Source organism: Streptomyces sp. NBC_01384 (assembly GCF_045040035.1).
Taxonomy (GTDB): domain Bacteria; phylum Actinomycetota; class Actinomycetes; order Streptomycetales; family Streptomycetaceae; genus Streptomyces.
The window spans coordinates 6,607,838-6,629,612 of the sequence record NZ_CP109559.1; the positions used below are offsets into that span (position 1 = coordinate 6,607,838).

At 69.6% G+C, this 21,775-nt stretch carries 20 protein-coding genes; 9 read left to right on the forward strand and 11 right to left on the reverse strand.

Features of this window, described 5'->3' with window-relative positions:
* Window positions 1-12 precede the first annotated feature (12 nt).
* On the reverse strand, window positions 13-2,091 hold the full coding sequence (gene pta / locus OG747_RS30390) for a phosphate acetyltransferase (protein WP_405882553.1): 2,079 nt from the start codon (window positions 2,089-2,091) through the stop codon (window positions 13-15).
* A gap of 306 nt (window positions 2,092-2,397) precedes the next feature.
* Between pta and OG747_RS30395 the strand changes: the two genes are divergently transcribed.
* Complete coding sequence (locus OG747_RS30395; protein ID WP_405882554.1) at window positions 2,398-3,423, forward strand: ATP-dependent 6-phosphofructokinase; 1,026 nt, start codon at window positions 2,398-2,400, stop codon at window positions 3,421-3,423.
* 64 nt (window positions 3,424-3,487) lie between these two features.
* On the opposite strand, the gene OG747_RS30400 is transcribed toward OG747_RS30395, so the two are convergent.
* The 4 genes from OG747_RS30400 to OG747_RS30415 form a co-directional block, all read right to left on the reverse strand.
* On the reverse strand, window positions 3,488-4,201 hold the full coding sequence (locus tag OG747_RS30400) for a helix-turn-helix domain-containing protein (RefSeq protein ID WP_405882555.1): 714 nt from the start codon (window positions 4,199-4,201) through the stop codon (window positions 3,488-3,490).
* 158 nt (window positions 4,202-4,359) lie between these two features.
* Window positions 4,360-5,358 carry a chitinase gene (locus tag OG747_RS30405; RefSeq protein ID WP_405882556.1) on the reverse strand — a complete coding sequence of 333 codons (999 nt, stop codon included), beginning with the start codon at window positions 5,356-5,358 and terminating at the stop codon, window positions 4,360-4,362.
* A gap of 383 nt (window positions 5,359-5,741) precedes the next feature.
* The gene (locus tag OG747_RS30410) at window positions 5,742-6,137 is read right to left on the reverse strand and encodes a group 1 truncated hemoglobin (RefSeq protein WP_405882557.1); all 396 of its coding nucleotides are present in this window, start codon (window positions 6,135-6,137) and stop codon (window positions 5,742-5,744) included.
* Between the two features lie 38 nt (window positions 6,138-6,175).
* Window positions 6,176-7,033, reverse strand: coding sequence for an MOSC domain-containing protein (locus OG747_RS30415; protein WP_405882558.1), 858 nt, complete (start codon window positions 7,031-7,033; stop codon window positions 6,176-6,178).
* A gap of 257 nt (window positions 7,034-7,290) precedes the next feature.
* Between OG747_RS30415 and OG747_RS30420 the strand changes: the two genes are divergently transcribed.
* Complete coding sequence (locus OG747_RS30420; RefSeq protein ID WP_405882559.1) at window positions 7,291-7,530, forward strand: hypothetical protein; 240 nt, start codon at window positions 7,291-7,293, stop codon at window positions 7,528-7,530.
* 31 nt (window positions 7,531-7,561) lie between these two features.
* Here OG747_RS30420 and OG747_RS30425 read toward each other — a convergent pair whose 3' ends face one another.
* Window positions 7,562-7,753 (reverse strand): hypothetical protein, encoded by a 192-nt coding sequence (locus OG747_RS30425; protein WP_405882560.1) that lies wholly within the window; start codon window positions 7,751-7,753, stop codon window positions 7,562-7,564.
* 8 nt (window positions 7,754-7,761) lie between these two features.
* Complete coding sequence (locus tag OG747_RS30430; protein WP_405882561.1) at window positions 7,762-8,613, reverse strand: helix-turn-helix domain-containing protein; 852 nt, start codon at window positions 8,611-8,613, stop codon at window positions 7,762-7,764.
* Window positions 8,614-9,667: 1,054 nt separating this feature from the next.
* Here OG747_RS30430 and OG747_RS30435 point away from each other — a divergent pair.
* Window positions 9,668-9,835, forward strand: coding sequence for a hypothetical protein (locus OG747_RS30435; RefSeq protein WP_405882562.1), 168 nt, complete (start codon window positions 9,668-9,670; stop codon window positions 9,833-9,835).
* Between the two features lie 15 nt (window positions 9,836-9,850).
* Here the strand turns inward: OG747_RS30435 and OG747_RS30440 are convergent, their stop codons facing one another.
* Both OG747_RS30440 and OG747_RS30445 read right to left on the reverse strand, forming a co-directional pair.
* Window positions 9,851-10,540, reverse strand: a complete 690-nt coding sequence (locus OG747_RS30440) for a response regulator (protein ID WP_405882563.1) — start codon at window positions 10,538-10,540, stop codon at window positions 9,851-9,853.
* On the reverse strand, window positions 10,537-12,255 hold the full coding sequence (locus OG747_RS30445; protein WP_405882564.1) for an ATP-binding protein: 1,719 nt from the start codon (window positions 12,253-12,255) through the stop codon (window positions 10,537-10,539). Before OG747_RS30445 ends, OG747_RS30440 begins: the two co-directional genes overlap by 4 nt.
* 190 nt (window positions 12,256-12,445) lie before the next feature.
* Here OG747_RS30445 and OG747_RS30450 point away from each other — a divergent pair, with 190 nt between their 5' ends.
* Together OG747_RS30450 and OG747_RS30455 are read left to right on the forward strand one after the other, a co-directional pair.
* Complete coding sequence (locus tag OG747_RS30450; protein ID WP_405882565.1) at window positions 12,446-13,876, forward strand: cation:dicarboxylate symporter family transporter; 1,431 nt, start codon at window positions 12,446-12,448, stop codon at window positions 13,874-13,876.
* Window positions 13,877-14,271: 395 nt separating this feature from the next.
* Window positions 14,272-15,042, forward strand: coding sequence for a DUF2127 domain-containing protein (locus OG747_RS30455; protein WP_405882566.1), 771 nt, complete (start codon window positions 14,272-14,274; stop codon window positions 15,040-15,042).
* Between the two features lie 17 nt (window positions 15,043-15,059).
* Here OG747_RS30455 and OG747_RS30460 read toward each other — a convergent pair whose 3' ends face one another.
* Window positions 15,060-15,467, reverse strand: coding sequence for an Lrp/AsnC family transcriptional regulator (locus tag OG747_RS30460; RefSeq protein ID WP_405882567.1), 408 nt, complete (start codon window positions 15,465-15,467; stop codon window positions 15,060-15,062).
* Window positions 15,468-15,477: 10 nt separating this feature from the next.
* Here OG747_RS30460 and OG747_RS30465 point away from each other — a divergent pair, with 10 nt between their 5' ends.
* From OG747_RS30465 to OG747_RS30480, 4 genes are all read left to right on the forward strand, one after another.
* Window positions 15,478-15,972 carry a DUF3995 domain-containing protein gene (locus OG747_RS30465; protein WP_405882568.1) on the forward strand — a complete coding sequence of 165 codons (495 nt, stop codon included), beginning with the start codon at window positions 15,478-15,480 and terminating at the stop codon, window positions 15,970-15,972.
* 117 nt (window positions 15,973-16,089) lie between these two features.
* Complete coding sequence (locus tag OG747_RS30470) at window positions 16,090-16,518, forward strand: MerR family transcriptional regulator (protein WP_405882569.1); 429 nt, start codon at window positions 16,090-16,092, stop codon at window positions 16,516-16,518.
* A gap of 14 nt (window positions 16,519-16,532) precedes the next feature.
* A complete protein-coding gene (locus OG747_RS30475; protein WP_405882570.1) occupies window positions 16,533-16,847 on the forward strand; it encodes a thioredoxin family protein in 315 nt (104 codons plus the stop codon).
* 191 nt (window positions 16,848-17,038) lie between these two features.
* Complete coding sequence (locus OG747_RS30480) at window positions 17,039-19,264, forward strand: HelD family protein (RefSeq protein ID WP_405882571.1); 2,226 nt, start codon at window positions 17,039-17,041, stop codon at window positions 19,262-19,264.
* 66 nt (window positions 19,265-19,330) lie between these two features.
* On the opposite strand, the gene glgB is transcribed toward OG747_RS30480, so the two are convergent.
* Complete coding sequence (gene glgB, locus OG747_RS30485; RefSeq protein ID WP_405882572.1) at window positions 19,331-21,775, reverse strand: 1,4-alpha-glucan branching enzyme; 2,445 nt, start codon at window positions 21,773-21,775, stop codon at window positions 19,331-19,333.

Here is a 21,775-nt window from a genome sequence, read left to right on the forward strand (position 1 = left end):
GGACGGTGGAGGTCATGCCTTGTTCGGAGTCTGGGCCTGGATCGCCGTGATCGCGACCGTGTTGACGATGTCCTGTACCAGCGCGCCGCGGGACAGGTCGTTGACGGGCTTGCGCAGGCCCTGCAGGACCGGGCCGACGGCGATGGCGCCGGCCGAGCGCTGTACGGCCTTGTAGGTGTTGTTGCCGGTGTTGAGGTCGGGGAAGATCAGCACGGACGCCTGCCCGGCGACCTCGGAGTCCGGCAGCTTGGTCGCCGCGACGGTCGGCTCGACCGCGGCGTCGTACTGGATCGGCCCCTCGATCTTCAGGTCGTCGCGCCGCAGCCGCACCAGGTCGGTGGCCTCGCGCACCTTGTCGACGTCGGCGCCCGACCCGGACGTACCCGTCGAGTACGACAGCATCGCGATCCGCGGCTCGACGCCGAACTGTTCGGCGGTGGCGGCCGACTGGATGGCGATGTCGCAGAGCTGCTCGGCGTTCGGGTCGGGGTTGACGGCGCAGTCGCCGTAGACGAGGACCTTGTCGGCGAGGCACATGAAGAAGACGGACGAGACGATCTTGGTGTCCGGCTTGGTCTTGATGATCTCGAAGGCGGGCCGGATGGTGGCGGCGGTGGAGTGCACGGAGCCGGAGACCATGCCGTCGGCGAGGCCCTCCTGGACCATCAGGGTGCCGAAGTAGTTCACGTCGGCGACGACGTCGTACGCCAGCTCGACGGTGACGCCCTTGTGGGCGCGCAGGGCGGCGTACTTCTCGGCGAAGCGGTCGCGCAGCGGGGAGGTCGCCGGGTCGATCAGCTGGCAGCCGCCCAGGTCGATGCCGAGGTCGGCGGCCTTCTTGCGGATCTGGTCGACAGGGCCGAGCAGTGTCAGGTCGCACACGCCCCGGCGCAGCAGCACCTCGGTGGCGTGCAGGACGCGGGCCTCGGTGCCCTCGGGGAGCACGACGCGGCGCTTGTCGGAGCGGGCCTGTTCGAGGAGTTTGTGCTCGAACATCATGGGCGTCACGCGGTCACTGCTCGGCGCGGAGACGCGCTTCAGCAGGTCACTCGTGTCCACGTGCCGCTCGAAGAGGCCGAGGGCGGTCTCCGCCTTGCGCGGCGTGGCGGCGTTCAACTTCCCCTCCAGGGTGAAGAGTTCGGCCGCGGTGGGGAAGGAGTTCCCGGCCACCGAGATCACCGGGGTGCCGGGGGCGAGGCGGGCGGCGAGGGTGAGGACCTCGTCGCTGGGCCGCTCGTTCAGGGTGAGCAGGACGCCGGCTATGGGCGGGGTGCCCGCGCTGTGCGCGGCGAGCGAACCGACGACCAGGTCGGCGCGGTCGCCCGGGGTGACGACGAGGCAGCCGGGGGTCAGGGCGTTCAGGAAGTTCGGCAGCATCGCGCCGCCGAAGACGAAGTCGAGCGCGTCCCGGGCCAGCCCCGCGTCGTCGCCGAGGAGCACCTTGCCGCCGAGTGCGTGGGTGATCTGCGCGACGGTGGGCGCGGAGAGCGCGGGCTCGTCCGGGAGGATGTAACAGGGCACGGGGAGGCGGGAGTCGAGCCGCTCGCTGATGTCGGCGCGGTCGATCGGGGCCACCCGGTTCACGACCATGGCGAGCACGTCGCAGCCGAGCCCGTCGTACGCGCGGTAGGCGTTGCGGGTCTCGGCGCGTACGGACTCGGCGGTCTGCCCCCGGCCGCCGACGACCGGGATCACGGAGGCGCCGAACTCGTTCGCCAGCCGGGCGTTCAGCGCCAGCTCGTCCGGGAACTGGGTGTCGGCGAAGTCGGTGCCGAGGACGAGGACGACGTCGTAGTCACGGGCGACGCGATGAAAACGGTCGACGAGGGTGGAGACCAGCTCGTCCGCCCCCTGCTCGGCCTGGAGCGCGGACGCCTCGTGGTAGTCCATGCCGTAGACGGTCGCCGGGTCCTGGGTCAGCCGGTAGCGGGCGCGCAGCAGTTCGAAGAGCCGGTCCGGGCCGTCGTGGACGAGCGGACGGAACACACCCACCCGGTCGACCTGGCGAGTCAGGAGCTCCATGACCCCCAGTTCGACGACCTGGCGGCCGTCTCCGCGGTCGATCCCGGTCACGTAGACGCTGCGGGTCACGCGTGGTCTCCATCCATGGCTTGAGGTGTGGTGAGGCTTGAGGTGTGGTGAGGTGTGCCGGATCTTTTGGGCTGGGCAAAATAGCCCACCAGGGTGAGCAGAACCCTCTTGACAATACCTCTGAGGATGGTTAAGGCGCCCGTCAGGGCAAACGCCCTGGTGGCACCCTGGTGACACCCCGGTGAGACCGGAGCGGGGGTCGGGAGGGCGGACGGATCCGGGTGGGGGGAATCGGCGGAGCCCTCCGCGCCGTGAAACAATCGGACCGGCTCACACGAACCAGCAGCGAGCAGGAGACACAGCACGATGCGTATCGGAGTTCTCACCGCAGGCGGCGACTGCCCGGGCCTGAACGCAGTGATCCGGTCGGTCGTGCACCGAGCGGTCACCAACTTCGGGGACGAGGTCATCGGCTTCGAGGACGGCTACGCGGGCTTGCTCGACGGCCGCTACCGCACCCTCGACCTCAACGCGGTCAGCGGCATTCTGGCCCGTGGCGGCACCATCCTCGGCTCCTCGCGACTGCAGCGCGACCGGCTCCGCGAGGCCTGCGAGAACGCGCAGGACATGGCCCGCGAGTTCGGCATCGACGCGCTGATCCCGATCGGCGGCGAGGGCACGCTGACCGCCGCCCGGATGCTGTCGGACGCGGGTCTGCCGGTGGTCGGCGTCCCGAAGACGATCGACAACGACATCTCCTCGACGGACCGCACCTTCGGCTTCGACACGGCGGTGGGCGTGGCCACGGAGGCCATGGACCGCCTCAAGACCACCGCCGAGTCCCACCAGCGCGTGATGGTCGTCGAGGTCATGGGCCGGCACGCGGGCTGGATCGCCCTGGAGTCCGGCATGGCGGCCGGCGCCCACGGCATCTGCCTGCCCGAGCGCCCCTTCGACCCGGCCGACGTGGTGGCGATGGTCGAGGAGCGCTTCGCCCGCGGCAAGAAGTTCGCGGTCATCTGCGTCGCCGAGGGCGCGCACCCCGCCGAGGGCACCATGGACTACGGCCACGGCGAGATCGACCAGTTCGGCCACGAGCGCTTCCAGGGCATCGGTACGGCGCTGGCGTACGAGCTGGAGCGGCGCCTCGGCAAGGAGGCCAAGCCGGTCATTCTCGGCCATGTGCAGCGCGGTGGCACGCCGACCGCGTACGACCGGGTGCTCGCCACGCGGTTCGGATGGCATGCGGTGGAGGCCGCGCACCGGGGTGACTTCGGGCGGATGACGGCGCTGCGGGGGACGGACGTGCTGATGGTGCCGCTGGCGGAGGCGGTCACGGAGCTGAAGACGGTGCCGAAGGACCGGATGGACGAGGCGGAGTCGGTGTTCTGAGCCGTACGTGTGGGCGGGCGCCCCGGACCCACGGGGGCGCCCCGGCGCGGTACGTGCCCGGGGCTCAGTACGTGTTTCTCTGGACCATTGACCAGAAATGATCGACGATCCGGTCGAGGAAGTCGCGGCCGGAGTCGTCGGCGTCGGCGGTGGCCGCTCCGCCGCCCCAGCTGAGCGTGGCGGCCGTCTGCCCCTGGTACTCCGTGTGCATCTCCTGGAGGACGTCCTCCAGGAGGCGCCGGTCCAGCGGGATCATCTTCCCGACCGGACGGACGTACGCCTGCCGGCGCGTCGTCACCGCGCCGCGCAGCAGTTCGGCGAGCTTGCCGTCGCGCCCCGTGACGGTGACGAAGTCCCGCAGGGACAACTCGAGCGCGTCGGCGAGCAGGGCCGACTGTCGGTCGTTGCCCCGCCACTCGTCGGCCTCCTCCATCCGCTGGTACGCCAGGAGTTCGAGGCCGACAGCACGGGCGATGTCCTCCTGGGCGAGGCCGCGCGAGACGCGGTGCTCGCGCAAGGTGCGCGGCGCGCCGACGAGTTCACCCGGCGAGCACCACAACACGCTGGCGAGCGCGGTGAGTTCGGGTCCGCTGGGGCTGACCGTCCCGCGTTCCCAGGCGGTGACGAGGTCGGGGGTGACGTACGGCAGCCCGTACGAGGCTCTCATTCCGTACGCGACGTGCTCAGGTCTCATGCCGAGCGCGGCCCTCAGCCTGCGGGCGGCCGGGGCGTTGAAGGGCGGGGTGGGCCGATGGGCCTGCGGTCGGTGCACGCGCACAAAGTATGGGGTCGGGACAGTGGTGACTACGGCCTGTTCGGCCACAATCACGGATTGTGGGAACATGCGGGTTTGCCCTTGCGGCCCTATCCGTTTCCGTCCGTTCCGGTCCTGTCCCATCCTTGTCCCGTCCCGTCCCGTCCCATCCCCGGCCCTGGTCAGCCGGTGTAGCCCGCCAGCGCCTTCGTGAAGGCGTACGCCGTCTGGGCGATGCCGCTGCAGGCGTCGGCGTCGGTGGTGGCCTCGGCGCAGGCGCGGTCGCGGTTCACGGACCAGACGGAGACGCGGGCGAGGTGGTGTTTCGTGGCGTACGTCAGCATCTTCCTGAAGCCGGCGACGGTGACCGTCTCGCCGGTGGAGTCGGTGGTGCCGTTCATGGCGGAGAAGCCGGTGTGGCGGTAGGCGGTGGAGGAGGACACGTCGTAGGCGTGGGCGACGATGTCCTTGAGGGCGTTCACGGATGACTCGGTGGCCGCGGGCATGTCGGTGTCGGTCGTGCCTTGTTCGAAGTCGAACGGCATGACGGTCCAGGCGTCGACGGTGAGGTGCGCGGCGGCGGCGCGGCGGATGAGGTCGGTGCCGTTCGTGCCTGGTCCGTCGGTTCCGGTGGTGAAGGTGACGTACACCTTGAGGCCGGGGTTGTTCTTCTTGACGGTCTTGAGGGCGCCGACGACGCGCTTGCGCACGGTGGCGCGGGTGAACTCGGTGGATTCGAGGTCGATGTCGATGGAGTGGAGGGCGTAGGCGTCGATGACTTTCTGGTAGGCGGCGGCGAGGGCGGTGGATGTCGAGCACTTCTCGCCCAGCTTGGCGCCGCCGGCTCCGCCGAAGGAGACGGTGACGTCGCCGCCGGCCTTGCGGATGGCCTTGATGGCGGCCGCGTCGGTCCCGTTCTTGAGCCCCCGCTCGCCGTCCCACTTCGGGGTGCAGGTGCCGTCGGAGAGGACGAAGGCGAGGGTGAACTGGGTGGCGCCGGTGGCCGACATGACTCTGGTGGGGGACGGGGGATTGCCCCAACCGAGGTAGAGGTAGGGGGCGTTGATGCCGCTGGTGGTTGATTCGGTCGCGGCTGCCCGGTCCTGCGGCGCCACGGCGAACCAGAGGCCGCCGGCGACGAGGGCGGTGACCGAGAGGGCGGCGAGAGGTCTGCGGCTCATGCGGGTAAAAGCTAGTTAAGCGGCATGGTCACACCAAGGTGTGGCTGATGAGTTCCTTCTCAGGTGGGTGAGAAGTGGGTGAGCCGGGTCAGCGGGGTGGGAGCTGGTCGTAGGTCTTGAAGGTGTAGTACGCGGACATGGTGAAGGCATTTCCGGTCGTCGCCGGGAGGCCGAGCCGGTTGTTGACGAGCTTGCCGAGAGGGCCGCAGTGGTCGGCGGCCGGGGCGGTGAAGGCATCTGCTCGGGGACGCGCTCGGCGGGTTCAGCAGTGCCCCGGGGAGGTGGCGGACCTCCGGGGCGCACAGGCGTATCGGGTCGGCGCCGCAGGCTGGGTGTACCGCGTCGGTTCGGCGTCAGCGGCGAGGGCCGGTGCTTCCTCCGGCTCAGGACGCCGGTCCGACAACGATGGCGTCCCGGGTGCTCTCGACGATGGCGAGCAACTCCGACCGTTCCTGCTGCGCCACCTCAAACTTGTCGAGCGTCTGGTTGAGGTCGTCGATGAACGCCTCCCACTCGTCGCCCGTGATCAGCAGGTCACGATGGGTTTCTTCCATCGTGCGCCCCGAGTATCGCTGCGGCCCCTCGGCCGCTTCACCGACCATTTCCGTCACCAGGTACTTGAACCCCGGCGGCAACACGCGATGGTGCGCCTCGTCGACGCGAGGATTCACGTTCAGTCGATCGTCAACCATGATCCGATCGATGAAATCGTCAACGACGGTGGCAATGCTGTAAATGCCACCCAGCCGCTCGTAGAGCGAAGCCGATCGCACTCCCATGTTCGCTTCCTCCGGATTTACGGTGATTCATATCCGAATCACGCGAGCGTGACGTGATCGCCACGCCGGATTGCGCCGCCCGCGATAACGTCGGCGTAGATCCCCACATTCGCCTGATTGTGCTGCGCTGCCGTACGCAGGATGCCGACGTCCCGCGGCAGGTCGCCCTGCGGCAGCGTGGTCATGACGCAGCGAGGGCAGGGGCCGGTGATCCGCAAGCGGACCTCGCCACCGATCGCCACCGTGCGACCGATCCAGTCGTTCTCCACGAAGCCCTGCTCGTCCGGGTCGGTTGCCACGACAATGTTCGGCCGAAACCGCCGAACCTCGAACCGCCCCTCGGGATACAGCACGCGCAGCCGGTCGATCGTCGCCGTCGTCACCAAGTGCACGACGGCGAGATCGAAAAACGTCCCCGTCGGCAGTTCCCACTCGGTCACGGTGTCTCTGTGGTCGAGACCCTCCACGTCCGGCCAGTACTCCTCGGCCGTCGCGCCCGACAACTCTCCCTCGCCCCGCGCCCTCACAAGCGTGACCTCCCGGCCGAGTGCTTTGGAGAGGATCTGCGCCAGGTGGGGCTGGTTGCTCGTCACGGCAGTCCCGTCGGGCAAGGTCAGTCGGACGACAGGCAACTTCGATCCCGCCCGCGGAGGCTCCACGTACGCGGCGCGAAAATCGAAGAAATTGCCCCATTTGTGCGGATTCTTCGCGCCCGCAACCTTTCCCGTCGCTGCATCGACAATGGCGAATTGCCGATCCCCGACCAGCCCGCACTCCGTGATCTCGGACGCGTTCAATTCCTCCCCCAGCATCGACTTCACCGGGTAGCGCCACAGCCCCACAACCGAACCGCCCTCCACCTGTGCGGAAGTCGAGTGCGACGGATCCGTTTGCATAACGGCCTCTTTCGGTTCGACACACAGGCGCAGCGCAGCGCGCCGGCGCCCTCCCATCAAGCGGAAACCTCCGGCATCCTCCTGTCAAACGGAAATCCCGGGGCACGGGGCCTCCAGCCGAGTTGTGACCTCGCGATCTTGCGCTGGGTCCGCGTGAGAATGGGAACGGCCACCGCGGGATCATCGGGGGTTGTGTGGACTCCTGAAGATCGTGCGTGGCCGCGGGCCGCAGCGTAGACGCAGCCCGTTGGCGAGCGATGTTCGACCAGGCCATGGCCCGGATCGCGGGCCGGTTCCGGCAGGTGGAGCCGCGCGCGACCGCCCGCGCCTTCGCGCTCGGGCTGCTGTCGGGTATCGAACGGAAGAATTGCTGGCGGCTGGCCGAACAGGCCGGCCATGCCCGCCCAGGGCCGATGCAGCGGCTTTCGGGACGGCCCCGGCAAGACCGTCCCGCACCCGCCGCGCACCCGCTGAACTCCCTGCCGCCAGGCCGTTGACCAGGGAAAATCTAGAAGTCCGGCTGGAGTACTAGAGGAGGTGGTCGGCCTTTCCGGCCTTGATGTCCTGGATGAGGGTACGGAGGGCTTCGAGGGTGTCGGTGACGTACTGGTCTTCTTGGCCGGCGATGGCGATGTAGGCGTTGTTGTTTTGGTCGGTGCCTATGCGGAAGCAGTTGGCGCCTTCACCGCAGTAGGGGTCTTCCCAGGTGATGTCGGGCACGGGTTCTCCTAGAGATCGTCGGCGAGGGTACGGATGAAGTCGACTGAGGCCGTGGGGGCGAGGGCCACGGACTCGGCGGCGTCGAGCTGGGCCCGGTACTTGTGCAACTGTGCCTCGGTGTCGATGAACTCCGGGCCATGTGTGCTGTCCAGTTCCACGGTGTCGAGGCGAGGGACGGTCGACTCGGCGAAGACGACGGACTGCCCGGCGCCGGGGAAGCTGCCCGCCTTGAACGGGATGACGCGTACGGTCACGGTCTCGCGCTCGGACATGTGCAGCAGGTGCTCCAGTTGCCGTCGCGCGACGGCCGGTCCGCCGAACTCCATGCGGAGGGCGGCCTCGTGGAGGATCACGTCGAGGTGTGGGGGCTCGGGGCGGTCGAGTACCTGTTGCCGGTCGACGCGGTGGGCGACGCGTGCGTCGACGTCGGACTGGGGCAGGGGTGGGATTACGGCTTCAAAGACGGCGCGGGCGTGTTCCTCGGTCTGGAGCAGCCCCGGCAGGTGCACGGTGACCGCGATCCGCATTCGCCGCGCGTGCCATTCCATCTCGGCGATATCAAGCAAGCCGTCGGGGAGTTGACCCCGGTACGCCTCCCACCAGCCCTTCTCGCGCCCGGCGGTCATGGTGGCCAGCGCCTCGACGAACTCCTCGTCCGTGCATCCGTAGTTGCTTGCCAGGGTGCGGACGCGGTCGGCGCTGATGCCGGAGCGGCCCGACTCCATGTTGGGCACGTTCGTGCGGGGGACGCCGAGCAGTCCGGCGGCGTGCTCCGTCGTCATCCCGGCTGCGGCGCGCATCCTGCGCAACTCCGCGCCGAGTCGCCGCTGCCGCTCTGTCGGCGTGCTCCTGGGCGGCATGTGTCCCCTCCCGGTCGGATGTGTGGCGGGGTCAGTCTGCCGTCGGGGTGTGTGATCGGTCCACCGGGATCTTCCTCAAAGAGTAGTACATGTACTCCGACCATGCTCTACAGTCAGTGACTAGTCGCTTACGGCCCGACGTCGTCGGAAGTGCATCGCGCGAGCCTGCCTGCGTTCTCCTCCCCTGGGAGGGGCGGGGTCGTGCCAGGGAGACAGGCCACTGGTTGGGCCGTACGCACGCGTCAAGACCGCTGTAGATCAAGGGAGTTCGTCATGTCCGCATCGTTGGCCGCTTCGGCCTGTCCCCTCTCGACCGACATGGGGGTGTCGGCGCCGCCGACCCCGGACACGCTCGCGTACAGCTTCACGTTGCCCGCCGGGGCGGCGAGTTCGCGGGTTGCGCGGGCGGCGACGCGGGTGGTTCTACAGACGCATGAGCTGGAGGAGATGGCGGAGGCGGCGGTTCAAGTGGTGGCTGAACTGGCGGCTTGTGCTTGTCGGTTCACTCCGGATGTCGAGGTGTATGTGTCGCTGCGTTATCGGGAGGGGGCGTTGAGGGTGGTCCTCTTCGACGGGCATCCTCGGCACGGTCATCCGCGGCTGGCGGCGGCTTGCGATGCGCGGAGGCGGGCGGCGCTGCGGGTGTTGGGGTGCGTGGTGCGGGTTTGTGGTGGGGAGTGGGGGTTTGGGGAGGCTCGGGAACCCGGGGGTGGGACGCGGATGTGGGCGGTGTTGCCTGGGTGGGGGGCTCGGGAGTTTGCGGGGTCCTCGAAGTTGAGCGGTGTGCGAGGAGCGCCGGAGCCCGGCGTGTGACTCGCAGGGATGTGACACTCGGCGCTGAAGTGTCACATTCTCGTGGTCGAGGTGCACCCAGGCAGGCGCCGGCAGAGGACTGCACCGCTCAACTTTGAAGACCCAGTTTGCGGGGGTGGGGGTCGGGAGGGGGTGAGGCGTGGGGCGGGGCGGCTGTTGTTCCAGCGTTGGAGACCCTCGGCTTGGGGCGCCGGCCCATCGCGGCGATACCCGCCGGGCATCACGCAAAGCCGTCCAGTGCGTGGTCGACCTGCTCGCCTTCTGCCTCGTGCCGCTCGCCGGGCTCGTCGTGTACTGGAGCGGCGGCGAGGTCGCAGGGCTGGGGCTGCTCGTGCTCTCGGTGGTCGAAGGGCTTGCGGTGGTAGGGCTGGGGAGCCAGATCGTGTCGTACGCGGGGAGTCGCCGCTGATCCCGCGGCCTCCGGTCAGGCCTTCACCCACCGGTACTGCAACTCCGGCCGCCCCACCTGCCCGTACTGCGGGGCCCGCGCCGCCCGGCCCGAGTCCACCAGGTGCTCCAGGTAGCGCCGGGCCGTGATCCGGGAGATGCCGACCGACTCCGCGACCCCGGCCGCCGTCAGGCCCTCGGCGCGGTCCCGCAGCGCCCGGGTGACCCGTTCCAGCGTCGGTGCGCTCAGACCCTTGGGGAGCGCCGCCGGACCCGGGGCGCGCAGGGTGGCCAGGGCGCGGTCCACCTCGTCCTGGCCGCTCGCCTCGCCCACCGCCGCGTGGAACTCGGCGTACCGGACCAGGCGGTCGCGCAGGGTGGCGAAGGTGAAGGGCTTCAGGACGTACTGGACGACGCCGAGCGAGACCCCTTCCCGTACGACCGCGAGGTCCCGCGCGGACGTCACCGCGATCACGTCCGCGTGGTAGCCGGCGGCGCGCAGGGAGCGGGCGAGCTGCAGTCCGTGCACGTCGGGCAGGTGCAGGTCGAGCAGCAGCAGGTCCACCGGCGTACGGTCCAGGGCGCGGCGCGCCTCCGCGCCCGTGTGCGCCTTGCCGACCGCCGTGAAGCCGGGCACCCGGCCGACGTACATGACGTGCGCGTCGGCGGCGACCGGGTCGTCCTCGACGACGAGTACGCGGATGGGGTCGGCGGGGTCGGCGGTCATACGTCGCCTCCAGGCAAGGCGTGCTGGGCGGACTCGGGCTCGGCGGGGGCCCCTTCGGCGGTGGCCGGGGCCGATCCTTCGGCAGCCCCCGACACGGATGGGGCAGGGGTGTCCGAAGCCACCGTAGGCAATGGCAGCCGTACCTCGAACTCCGCCCCGCCCCCGGCCGCCTCCGCCACCGTCAGCGTGCCGTCGTGACGGCTCACGGCCTGGCGTACGAGAGCCAGACCGAGGCCCCGGCCGCCGGGTCCCGCCGGTTTGGTGGACCAGCCGCGCTGGAAGACCGCCTCCGCGTGGGCCGGGTCCACCCCGGCGCCGGTGTCGGCGACCCGCAGCACCAGCCCGGAGTCGTCCGTGAAGGCCGTGACGGTCACCCGCGCACCGACCGTGCCCTGCGCCGCGTCCATCGCGTTGTCGATCAGATTGCCCAGCACGGTCACCAGGTCACGGGCCGGAAGGCCGGTCGACAGCAGATCGTCGTCGATGCCGCTCTCCTCCGACACCACCAGCTCCACGCCCCGCTCGTTCGCCTGCGCCGCCTTGCCCAGCAGCAGGGCGGCGATGACCGGTTCGCTGACCGCCGAGATCACCTCGTCGGTGAGTGCCTGCGCCAGTTCGAGTTCGGCCGTGGCGAACTCGACCGCCTCCTCCGCGCGGCCCAGTTCGATCAGCGAGACGACGGTGTGGAGTCGGTTCGCGGCCTCGTGCGCCTGTGAGCGCAGCGCCTGGGTGAAGCCGCGCTCGGAGTCCAACTCGCCCATCAGGGACTGGAGTTCGGTCACATCGCGCAGGGTGACCACCGTGCCGCGGCGCTCGCCGCCGGACACCGGGGAGGTGTTCACGACCAGCACGCGCGAGGCCGTCAGGTGCACCTCGTCCACCCGTGGCTCCGCCGACAGCAGCGCGCCCGTGAGCGGCGCGGGCAGGCCGAGCTCGGCCACGGAACGGCCGACCACCTCGTCCGTCACCCCCAGCAGCTCCCGCCCGCCGTCGTTCATCAGCGCCACCCTGTACTGCCCGTCCAGCATCAGCAGCCCCTCGCGTACGGCGTGCAGCGCGGCCTGGTGGTAGTCGTGCATACGGCTGAGCTCGGCCGCGTTCATCCCGTGGGTGGAGCGGCGCAGCCGGGCGTTGATGACGTACGTACCGATGCCGCCGAGCGCGAGGGCGGTGCCCGCGACACCTACCAGCGCCGTCACCTGGTCCTGTACGCGCTGGGTGATCGCCTCGACCTTGATGCCCGCGCTGACCAGGCCGACGATGTGGCCGTTGTCCAGGATCGGGGTGACGGCGCGGACGGACGCGCCCAGGCTGCCGGTGTACGTCTCCGTGAAGGACCTGCCGTTCAGGGCGGGGCCGATGTGGCCGAGGAAGTGCTTGCCTATCAGCGTCTCGTCGGGGTGGGTCCAGCGGATGCCCTGCGGGTTCATGATCGTCACGAAGTCGACGCCGGTGTCCCGCTGCACCTGGAGGGCGTACGGCTGGAGGTCCTTCGTGGGGTTCGTGGTGCGGATGGCGGTGCGGACGGACGGGGCGTCGGCGACCGAACGGGCGACGGCCATGGCCTGGCGGCCCGCCGCGTCCTCCGCCTGGCTGCGGTCGCTGACGTACGTGAACAGCGCGTACCCGGCGACGAGCACCGCGATGAGCACGGCCTGCATGGCGAAGAGCTGGCCGGCCAGGCTGCGGGGTCGCGGGACAGGGGGGAAGCGCATGTCGTCAGTCTGCCTCTCCTTACAAACGTGAACTAAATGAACGGAAGGGTGACCGCCCTCACAGGGCGGGAGATAGTCACCACACCCCCGGGAGCACGCCTCCCGGTTCCGGCCAGGGAGTCAGGCTCCCGGTCGGATCCCCCGGAGTGAGCCGCACACCGGGTTCCGCCGGACGTGAGCCGCACGCCGGATGATGCCGATGACGTCGTCAAGGAGGGCAGCCGTGGCCAGCAGCCAAACGGCACCTGCCGCACCCGCCGCCAAGCGGGACCGCACCCACTATCTCTACATCGCGGTGATCATCGCGGTTCTGCTCGGCATCGGCGTCGGGTTCGCCGCGCCGGACTTCGCCAAGGAGCTCAAGCCGATCGGCACGGGCTTCGTGAGCCTCATCAAGATGATGATCTCCCCGATCATCTTCTGCACGATCGTGCTCGGCGTCGGCTCGGTACGGAAGGCCGCCCAGGTCGGCAAGGTCGGCGGGCTCGCGCTCGGCTACTTCATCGGCATGTCGTTCGTGGCGCTGGCCATCGGCCTGGTCGTGGGCAACATCATCCACCCGGGCAGCGGCATGCACCTGACCGAGGCCGTGAAGGGCGTCGGACACACGCAGGCCAAGGCCGCCGCCGAGGGTCCTGTCGACTTCCTCCTCGGGATCATCCCGACCACCTTCGTCTCGGCCTTCACCGAGGGCTCGGTGCTCCAGACGCTGCTCATCGCCCTGCTCGTGGGGTTCGCGCTGCAGGCCATGGGCCGTACGGGTGAGCCGGTGCTGCGCGGGGTCGAGCACATCCAGAAGCTGGTCTTCCGCATCCTCGGCATGATCATGTGGGCCGCGCCCGTCGGCGCCTTCGGTGCCATGGCGGCCGTCGTCGGCGAGACCGGCATGGACGCGCTGAAGGCGCTGGGCACGATCATGCTCGGCTTCTACATCACCTGTGCGCTGTTCATCGTCATCGTGCTCGGCACGCTGACGAAGCTGGTCGCCAAGGTCAACCTCTTCCAGCTGCTGAAGTACCTCGGCCGGGAGTTCATCCTGATCGTCTCCACCTCGTCGTCCGAGTCCGCGCTGCCGCGGCTCATCGCCAAGATGGAACACTTGGGTGTCAGCCGCCCGGTCGTCGGCATCACCGTGCCGACCGGCTACTCCTTCAACCTCGACGGCACGATGATCTACCTGACCATGGCCTCGCTGTTCATCGCCGACGCGATGGACCAGCCGATGAGCATCGGTCAGCAGATCGGTCTGCTGCTCTTCATGATGATCGCCTCGAAGGGCGCGGCGGGTGTCTCCGGCTCCGGTATCGCCGTCCTGGCCAGCGGTCTGCAGTCGCACAAGCCCGCGCTGGTCGACGGTGTCGGTCTGATCATCGGTATCGACCGGTTCATGAGCGAGGCGCGTGCGGTCACCAACTTCGCGGGCAACGCGGTCGCGACGCTCCTCATCGGTACCTGGACGGGTGAGGTCGACAAGGAGCGGGTGAACCGGGTTCTGGCCGGTGAGCTGCCGTTCGACGAGACGACGCTGTTGGACAGCGATGACGATGACGCCGATGACGCCGATGTCGTCGGTGCGGAGGTGCCCGAGCAGGGCGGGGAGAAGGAGCTCGCGAAGGCGTAAGCGCCCCGCTGGGCGCCGTGCGTAAACCGCGGGTTCGCTGTGGCCGGTCGCGCCCACGCGGCGGAGCCGCATGATGACACAGCCCCGCGCCCCTTGCGGGGCGCCCCCTCAAGCCGCCGAGCGGCCAGGTTCTCCCCCCGTAGACCTGGCCGCTCGGTGTATTGCCGAAGAAGCGCGACGTATTGCCGAAGAAGTGCGACGAAGAAGCTCAAAAACTCAATCGCTCAGCTTGGTCACCAGTTCGGTGGCGCGAGAGGCGACCTGAGGAAAGGCGTGAGCCTTCGGGACCCTCGGAACCGTGACCCTCGGGCCCCCGTCTCGTAGAACATGCACTACCGTGCCGCGCCGGACTGACCGGCACGGCAGGGCGGCGGGTTCTGCGGAGGGCACGGAGTATGAAGATCGACTGGGACCGGCGGACATGCGCGCGGCGCGGCCATGTGACGTACGTGCCCGACGAGCCGGAACTGCGCGAGCGGCTGCGCGCCGGGACAAGCCTCGGCGAGGCCTGGCGCTGTCTGCGCTGCGGCGACTTCGCGCTGGGCGAACCGCATGGATCGGGTCCGGCGGACGAGGCGCCGCTGGTGCCGCGCGGCAAGGTGCTGCGTGATCTGTTCATCCTGCGCTTCCTGGCGGTCGAGCGGGCCGTGCGCGGGGTGTTCATCGTGCTGGTCGCGGCGGCGGTGTGGAAGTTCAGCAACAGCCAGGACTCGGTACGCCGGCTCTTCGACGAGAACCTCAACGTCTTCCGGCCGGTCTTCAAGCACTTCCACTACGACCTCGACCACTCACCGGTCGTCGGCACCATCCAGAAGTCCTTCGGCTACAAGCACTCCACGCTGGTCCTGGTGGCCGCGCTGCTGCTGGCGTACGCGCTGATCGAACTCGTCGAGGCGGGCGGCCTCTGGTACGCCAAGCGCTGGGCGGAGTACCTGACAGTGGTCGCCACCGCCGCCTTCCTGCCCCTGGAGATCTACGAACTCACCGACCACGTCAGCTATCTGAAGATCGTCACCCTCGTCCTCAACATCCTCGCCGTCCTCTACATCGCCCTCGCCAAACGTCTCTTCGGGCTGCGCGGCGGGCGCAAGGCGTTCGACGAGGAGCGGCACAGCGCGTCGCTGCTGGAGGTGGAGGAGTCGGCGGGCGTGGTGGCCCACGTCTGACGGCGCCCTACGCGGCGTCAGCGCCTACCGCCGCTGTTTCTGATCACGGGGCCCGCCGCCTTGAGGGTGCGCAGGACAGGGGCCGTCTCCAGCGTACGGATCGCCTCCAGCGCGCCCAGGCGGCGGGTCAGATAGGTGTGCAGGGCGGCCGGGTCGGGACACAGGGCCTGGGCGACCAGGTTGGTCGGGCCGGTGGTCGCGGCCACGAAGGCCAGTTCGGCATGGCCGGCGAGCGTGCGCGCGACCTCGTCGAGGTACGCCGGGGCGACCGACATCCACAGCAGGGCCTGGGCGGTGGCGCCCAGCAGCGAGTCGTTCATGTCGACGTCCAAGTCCGATGTGTTCGGTCGCACGTTGTGGCCGACTGGAAGGTGGGCGTGCTGGTTTCTCGCGACGTTGGTGGCGGCGTGCCGCAGCAGTGACATGCTCCTCGCTATGTATGAAGATCCGCATGACAGGACAACGCCGGGGTTATGGGGATGCATCGCGTGTGCCTGGGCGGTCGCTTTCGCCGTGCTCCATTTTTACTGGGCGCTGGGCGGCAGTTGGGGCCTCAGTGTCTCGGCGGGGCCCCTGGCCGAGGAACGCCCCGGGTGGTTCGTGGCGGTGGGCTTGTGGGGCGTGGGATTGCTGTGCCTTGTCGGCGGTGTGCTGGGATGGCTTCTCGCCAGGCCGCGGCCTCATGGTCTGGCAGGACGAGTGGTCAAGGCCCTGGGGTGGTGTGTCTGCGCTGTGCTGCTAATACGTGGCATCGCCCTCGAGGTGCTGCTGCTGACCGACGCTGCGGGCTCGGAAATAGACGTAAGCCCGGAACAGCGGCTGTGGACGCTGCTGCTGTGGAATCCCTGGTTCATGGTCGGTGGTCTCGTCTTTGGTTTGGCCGCACGAAGGTCCGGACGCTCGGGGAGCCCGAGTAGCGGTGTCGCCTGACGGTGCGTTGGGGAATGCGAACGGGGTGCTTCGGAGCGCTCCGGAGCGCTCCGGAGCGCTTCGAAGTGCTGCGGAACTGTTTGCGTTGACGTCGGCGTCAAGGAATACCGTCAACGCATGCGAATCGGCGAGCTGGCGGCGAGGGCCGGGACCACCACGCGGACTCTGCGCTACTACGAGTCGCGGGGACTGTTGCCCGCGCGGCGGGGCGAGAACGGGTACCGGACGTACGACGAGCACGACCTGAAGCTGCTGCGGCAGATCAGGACGCTGCAGGACTTCGGGTTCGACCTGGAGGAGACGCGGCCCTTCGTGGAGTGCCTGCGGGCGGGGCACCCGGAGGGGGACTCCTGTCCGGCCTCGCTCGCAGTCTACCGGCGCAAGCTGGGCGAGCTCGACGCGCTGATCGGTGAGTTGCGGGCCGTACGGGCCGAGGTCGGCGCGCAGTTGGCGCGGGCCGAGCGGGCGCGTGAGGAGCTGGCGGCCGAGGCGGAGGTTCCGGGCGGCCCGGACCCCGTATGCGAACTGGGAGGGCGGACGCGGTGATGAAGGTGGCAGGCGTGGCTTCGGTGACGGACGCGGACTTCGAGACGGAGGTGATCGGCGCGGAGCTGCCCGTGCTGGTGGAGTTCACGGCCGACTGGTGCCCGCCGTGCCGGCAGATGGGGCCGGTACTGAGCGCCCTCGCGGCGGAGGAGGGCGAGCGGCTCAAGGTGGTCCAGCTGGACGTGGACACGAACCCGCTGACGACGAACGCCTACCGGGTGCTGTCGATGCCCACGTTCATGGTGTTCCGCGGCGGCGAGCCGGTGAGGTCGATGGTGGGCGCCCGGCCCAAGCGGCGGCTGCTGGAGGAACTGTCCGACGTGCTGTAACTGCTCGTCGCAGGCGCTGATGACACAGGAAATCCCCCGAGCAATTGCGCTCGGGGGATTTCCTTGCGTATATTGAGTGGTTCGCGACTTCGAGGGAATATGGTCGCGAAGAAGTTCACTGAGCACAGTATATCCGGGCGGGAGTGGAATTGTCAAACAGGGGCGCAAACGCAGAATTTCCCGATGATGAATTGCGGCACGAGCAGGAATTCATCGACGGGTTGTACGCGCGCGTGGACGTGCTGCGGGGCGACACCGAAGCCTCCGTCGGCGACGCGCTCGCGCAGGGCAACACGCCCATGCAGGCCAGGCTCGAACGGGACGTACTCGTCGCCGAGCGCTCAGGCCTGCTCGCCGCGCTGAACGCCGTGGACGGCTCGCTCTGCTTCGGCCGGATCGATCTCACCTCCGGCGTCAGCCACCACATCGGCCGCATCGGCATCCGCGCCGACGACACCGAGCACACCCCCATCCTCATCGACTGGCGGGCCCCGGTCGCCCGCCCCTTCTACCTCGCCACCGGCCACACACCGATGGACCTGCGCCGCCGCCGGCACATCACCACCGACGGCCGCCGGGTGACCGACCTGCACGACGAGATCCTCGACCTCGGCGACCAGGAACGCACCGGCCACGAGGACCCGACCGGCGACGCCGTACTGCTGGCCGCGCTCAACTCGGCGCGCACCGGCCGCATGAGCGACATCGTGCAGACCATCCAGGCCGAGCAGGACCAGATCATCCGCGCCCCGTACAAGGGCGTGCTGGTGGTGGAGGGCGGCCCCGGCACCGGCAAGACCGCCGTGGCACTGCACCGCGCCGCGTACCTCCTCTACGAGTACCGGGAACTGCTCGCCAAGCGCGCCGTCCTCATCGTCGGCCCGAACCCGGCATTCCTCGGTTACATCGGCGAGGTGCTGCCCTCGCTCGGCGAGACGGGCGTGCTGCTCGCGACCGTCGGCGAACTGTTCCCCGGCGTGAAGGCGACGGCCATCGACACCCCGCGGGCCGCGGCGGTGAAGGGCCGTGCCGACATGGCCGAGGTGCTCGCCGCCGTGGTCCGCGACCGGCAGGTGCTGCCCGACCCGGTCATCGCGATCGAGCACGACCGGGACATCCTGATGCTCGACGCGGGGCTCGTCCAGGTCGCCCGTGAGCGCACCCGCGAGGCGAAGCTGCCGCACAACGTGGCCCGCGAGTACTTCGAGGGCCACATCCTCAACACGCTCACCGACATGCTGGCCGAGCGCATCGGCACCGATCCCTTCGACGGCACGAACCTGCTCGACGCGAGCGACATCACGCAGATCCGCGACGACCTGGCCGAGAACCCCGAGGTCTGGTCGGCCATCGGCCAGTTGTGGCCGCGACTGACCCCGCAGCGCCTGGTCGCCGACTTCCTCGCGGACCCGGACGGATACGTCTCGGACGAGGACGCGGCCGCGATCCGCCGCCCGGTCACCCGGGCCTGGACCACCGCCGACGTCCCCCTCCTCGACGAGGCCGCCGAACTGCTCGGCGAGGACGACCGGGTGGCCCGGGCCCTGGCCGACCAGGAACGCCGAGCCCAAGTGGCGTACGCACAGGGCGTGTTGGACGTGTCCTACGCCTCCCGTACCTACGAGTTCGAGGACAAGGACGAGGAGGACTCCGAGGTTCTGTCCGCGCACAACATCATCGACGCCGAGCGGATGGCCGAACGGCACGAGGAGGAGGACCACCGCAGCGCCGCCGAGCGGGCGGGCGCCGACCGGACCTGGGCGTTCGGCCACATCATCGTCGACGAGGCACAGGAACTCTCGCCGATGGCCTGGCGCCTGCTGATGCGGCGCAGCCCGACCCGTTCGATGACGCTGGTCGGCGACCCCGCGCAGACGGCGGAGGCGGCGGGCGTCGGATCGTGGAAGGAGATTCTTTCTCCCTACGTGGAGGACCGCTGGGAGCACACGCGGCTCGCCGTCAACTACCGCACCCCGGCCGAGATCATGGACGTGGCCGCGGGCGTACTGCGCGCCGAGCACCCGGACTTCGAGCCGCCGCGTTCCGTGCGGTCGACAGGGGTACGGCCCTGGGCGCGCCCCGCCGGGGAGGACCTGCCCGGCACCGTCGCGAAGGCCGTCGCCGAACTCACCCCCACCGAGGGGCGGCTCGCGGTGATCGCACCCCGCGAACTGCACACCTCGCTCGCCGCCCGCCTGGACGGCGTGACGGCGGGCGAGGAACCCGACCTGACCCGCGCGGTCGTCCTCCTCGATCCCCGTCAGGCCAAGGGCCTGGAGTTCGACTCCGTCCTGGTGGTCGAACCGGCGCGGTACGGGACGAGCGACCTGTATGTCGCGCTGACGCGGGCCACGCAGGCGCTGGGGATCGTGTACGCGGGGGAGCTGCCGGAGGCACTGCGGACGCACGCGGTCTGACCCCCGAGCCCGGTGACCGGCACCTGGGGGCGCGGGGCTGTGACATGGTGTGGCTCCGCCGCGTGGTCAGGCGGGGCGGAGCCAGATGGTGGCGAGTGGGGGCAGGGTCAGCCGCAGGCTGGCGGGGCGGCCGTGGGCGGGGTGGGGTTCGGGTTTGACGGGGTGGGGGTTGCGGACGTCGCTGCCGCCGTAGCGCGCGGCGTCGGTGTTGAGGATTTCGTGCCAGGCGGGGATGTCCTCGGGGACACCGAGCCGGTAGTCGTGCCGGACCACGGGTGAGAAGTGCGAGACGGCGAGGAGGGGTGTGCCGTCGGCGTCGTGGCGGAGGAAGGCGAGGACGTTGTCGTCGGCGGCGTCCCCGGCGGTCCAGGTGAAGCCGGCGGGGTCGGTGTCGCGCTGCCAGAGGGCGGGTTCGTCGCGGTAGACGGTGTTGAGGTCGCGGACCAGGTCGCGTACACCCCGGTGGTCGGGTTCGGCTGCGTAGGCGGGGTCCAGCAGCCACCAGTCCGGGCCGTGTGTCTCGGACCATTCGGCGCCCTGGGCGAATTCCTGTCCCATGAAGAGGAGTTGTTTGCCGGGGTGGGCCCACATGAAGGCGAGGTAGGCGCGGGTGGTGGCGCGTTGTTGCCACCAGTCGCCCGGCATCTTCGACACCAGGGAGCGTTTGCCGTGGACGACCTCGTCGTGGGAGATGGGCAGGACGTAGTTCTCGCTGTAGGCGTACACCATCGAGAACGTCATCTCGTTGTGGTGGTACTTGCGGTGGATCGGCTCGTGGGCCACGTATCCCAGCGAGTCGTGCATCCATCCCATGTTCCACTTCAGCCCGAAGCCCAGCCCGCCGAAGCCACCGGGACCGGTGTGGTGGGTGGCCCGGGTGACGCCGTCCCAGGCCGTCGACTCCTCGGCGATGGTCACCACACCCGGCGCGCGGCGGTAGACGGTGGCGTTCATCTCCTGCAGGAAGGCGACGGCGTCGAGGTTCTCCCGGCCGCCGTGTTCGTTGGGTGTCCACTGGCCCGGCTCGCGTGAGTAGTCGAGGTAGAGCATCGAGGCGACGGCGTCCACGCGCAGCCCGTCGATGTGGAACTCCTGGCACCAGTACACCGCGTTGGCGACCAGGAAGTTGCGTACCTCGCGGCGCCCGAAGTCGAATTCCAGCGTGCCCCAGTCGGGGTGCGCGGCTCGCTGGGGGTCGGCGTGCTCGTACAGCGGACGCCCGTCGAACTCCGCCAGCGCCCAGTCGTCGCGCGGGAAGTGGGCCGGCACCCAGTCCATGAGGACCCCGATCCCGGCCCGGTGCAGGGCGTCGACGAGGTATTTGAAGTCGTCGGGGGTGCCCAGCCGCGCGGTCGGGGCGTAGAAGCCGGTGACCTGGTAGCCCCACGACCCGCCGAAGGGATGCTCGGCCACCGGCATCAGCTCCACATGCGTGAAGCCCAGGTCACAGACGTAGGCGGGAAGCTGCTCGGCCAACTGCCGATACGTCAGCCCGGGGCGCCAGGACGGCAGATGCACCTCGTACACCGAGAACGGCGCCTCGTGCACCGGACGGTCCCCCCGCCGCGCCATCCACTCCTCGTCCCGCCATGAGTGGTGCGAGGAGTGCACCACGGACGACGTGCGCGGCGGTACCTCGGTGCGCCGGGCCATCGGGTCGGCCCGCAGGGTACGGGAGCCGTCCGGGCGGGTGATCTCGAACTTGTAGAGCTCGCCCTCGCCGATCGCGGGCACGAACAGTTCCCACACCCCGGAGGAGCCGAGCGACCGCATCGGATACCCCGTACCGTCCCAGAAGTTGAAGGTGCCGGCGAGGCGGACGCCACGCGCGTTCGGGGCCCAGACCGTGAAGCGGGTGCCGGTCACACCCTGGTGCACCATCGGCTCCGCGCCCAGGGCCCGCCACAGTTCCTCGTGGCGGCCCTCGCCGAGCAGGTGCAGGTCGAACTCGCCGAGCGCGGGCAGGAAGCGGTACGCGTCCTCGGTGTCCTGGACCGTCCCCTCGTACGTCACGAGCAGCCGGTACGACGCCGGGACCGCGCGCAGCGGCACCAGCCCCGAGAAGAACCCGTCCCCGTCGTCGCGCAGCTCGGCCCGCAGGTCGTCCGTCACGACGGTCACTGCGAGCGCGTACGGCCGGAAGGCCCGGAAGGCCACCCCGCCCGGCACCGGATGGGCGCCCAGCACCCCGTGCGGATCGTGGTGCGTGCCGGAGAGCAGCCGCTCCCGGTCACCGGGTTCGACGCCGGCGAAGACGGGAAGGCCCTCGACGGCGGCGGGGTCGGCGACCTCCGGCACGGCGACCTCCGGCACGGAACCCCGCGGCTCAGCAGCCTTCTTCGCGCCCTTCGTGGCCTTGCTCCCGGCAGGCTTCTGCGCTGCGGACTTCTTGGCCGTCGTCTTCTTGGCCGCCGCCTTTTTGCCGGTGGCTTTCTTGGCTGCTGCCTCGGTCGCCGTCTTCTTGGCACCGTTCTTCTTCGGACTGTCGTCGGACGGGGGGCGGGGCGTCAC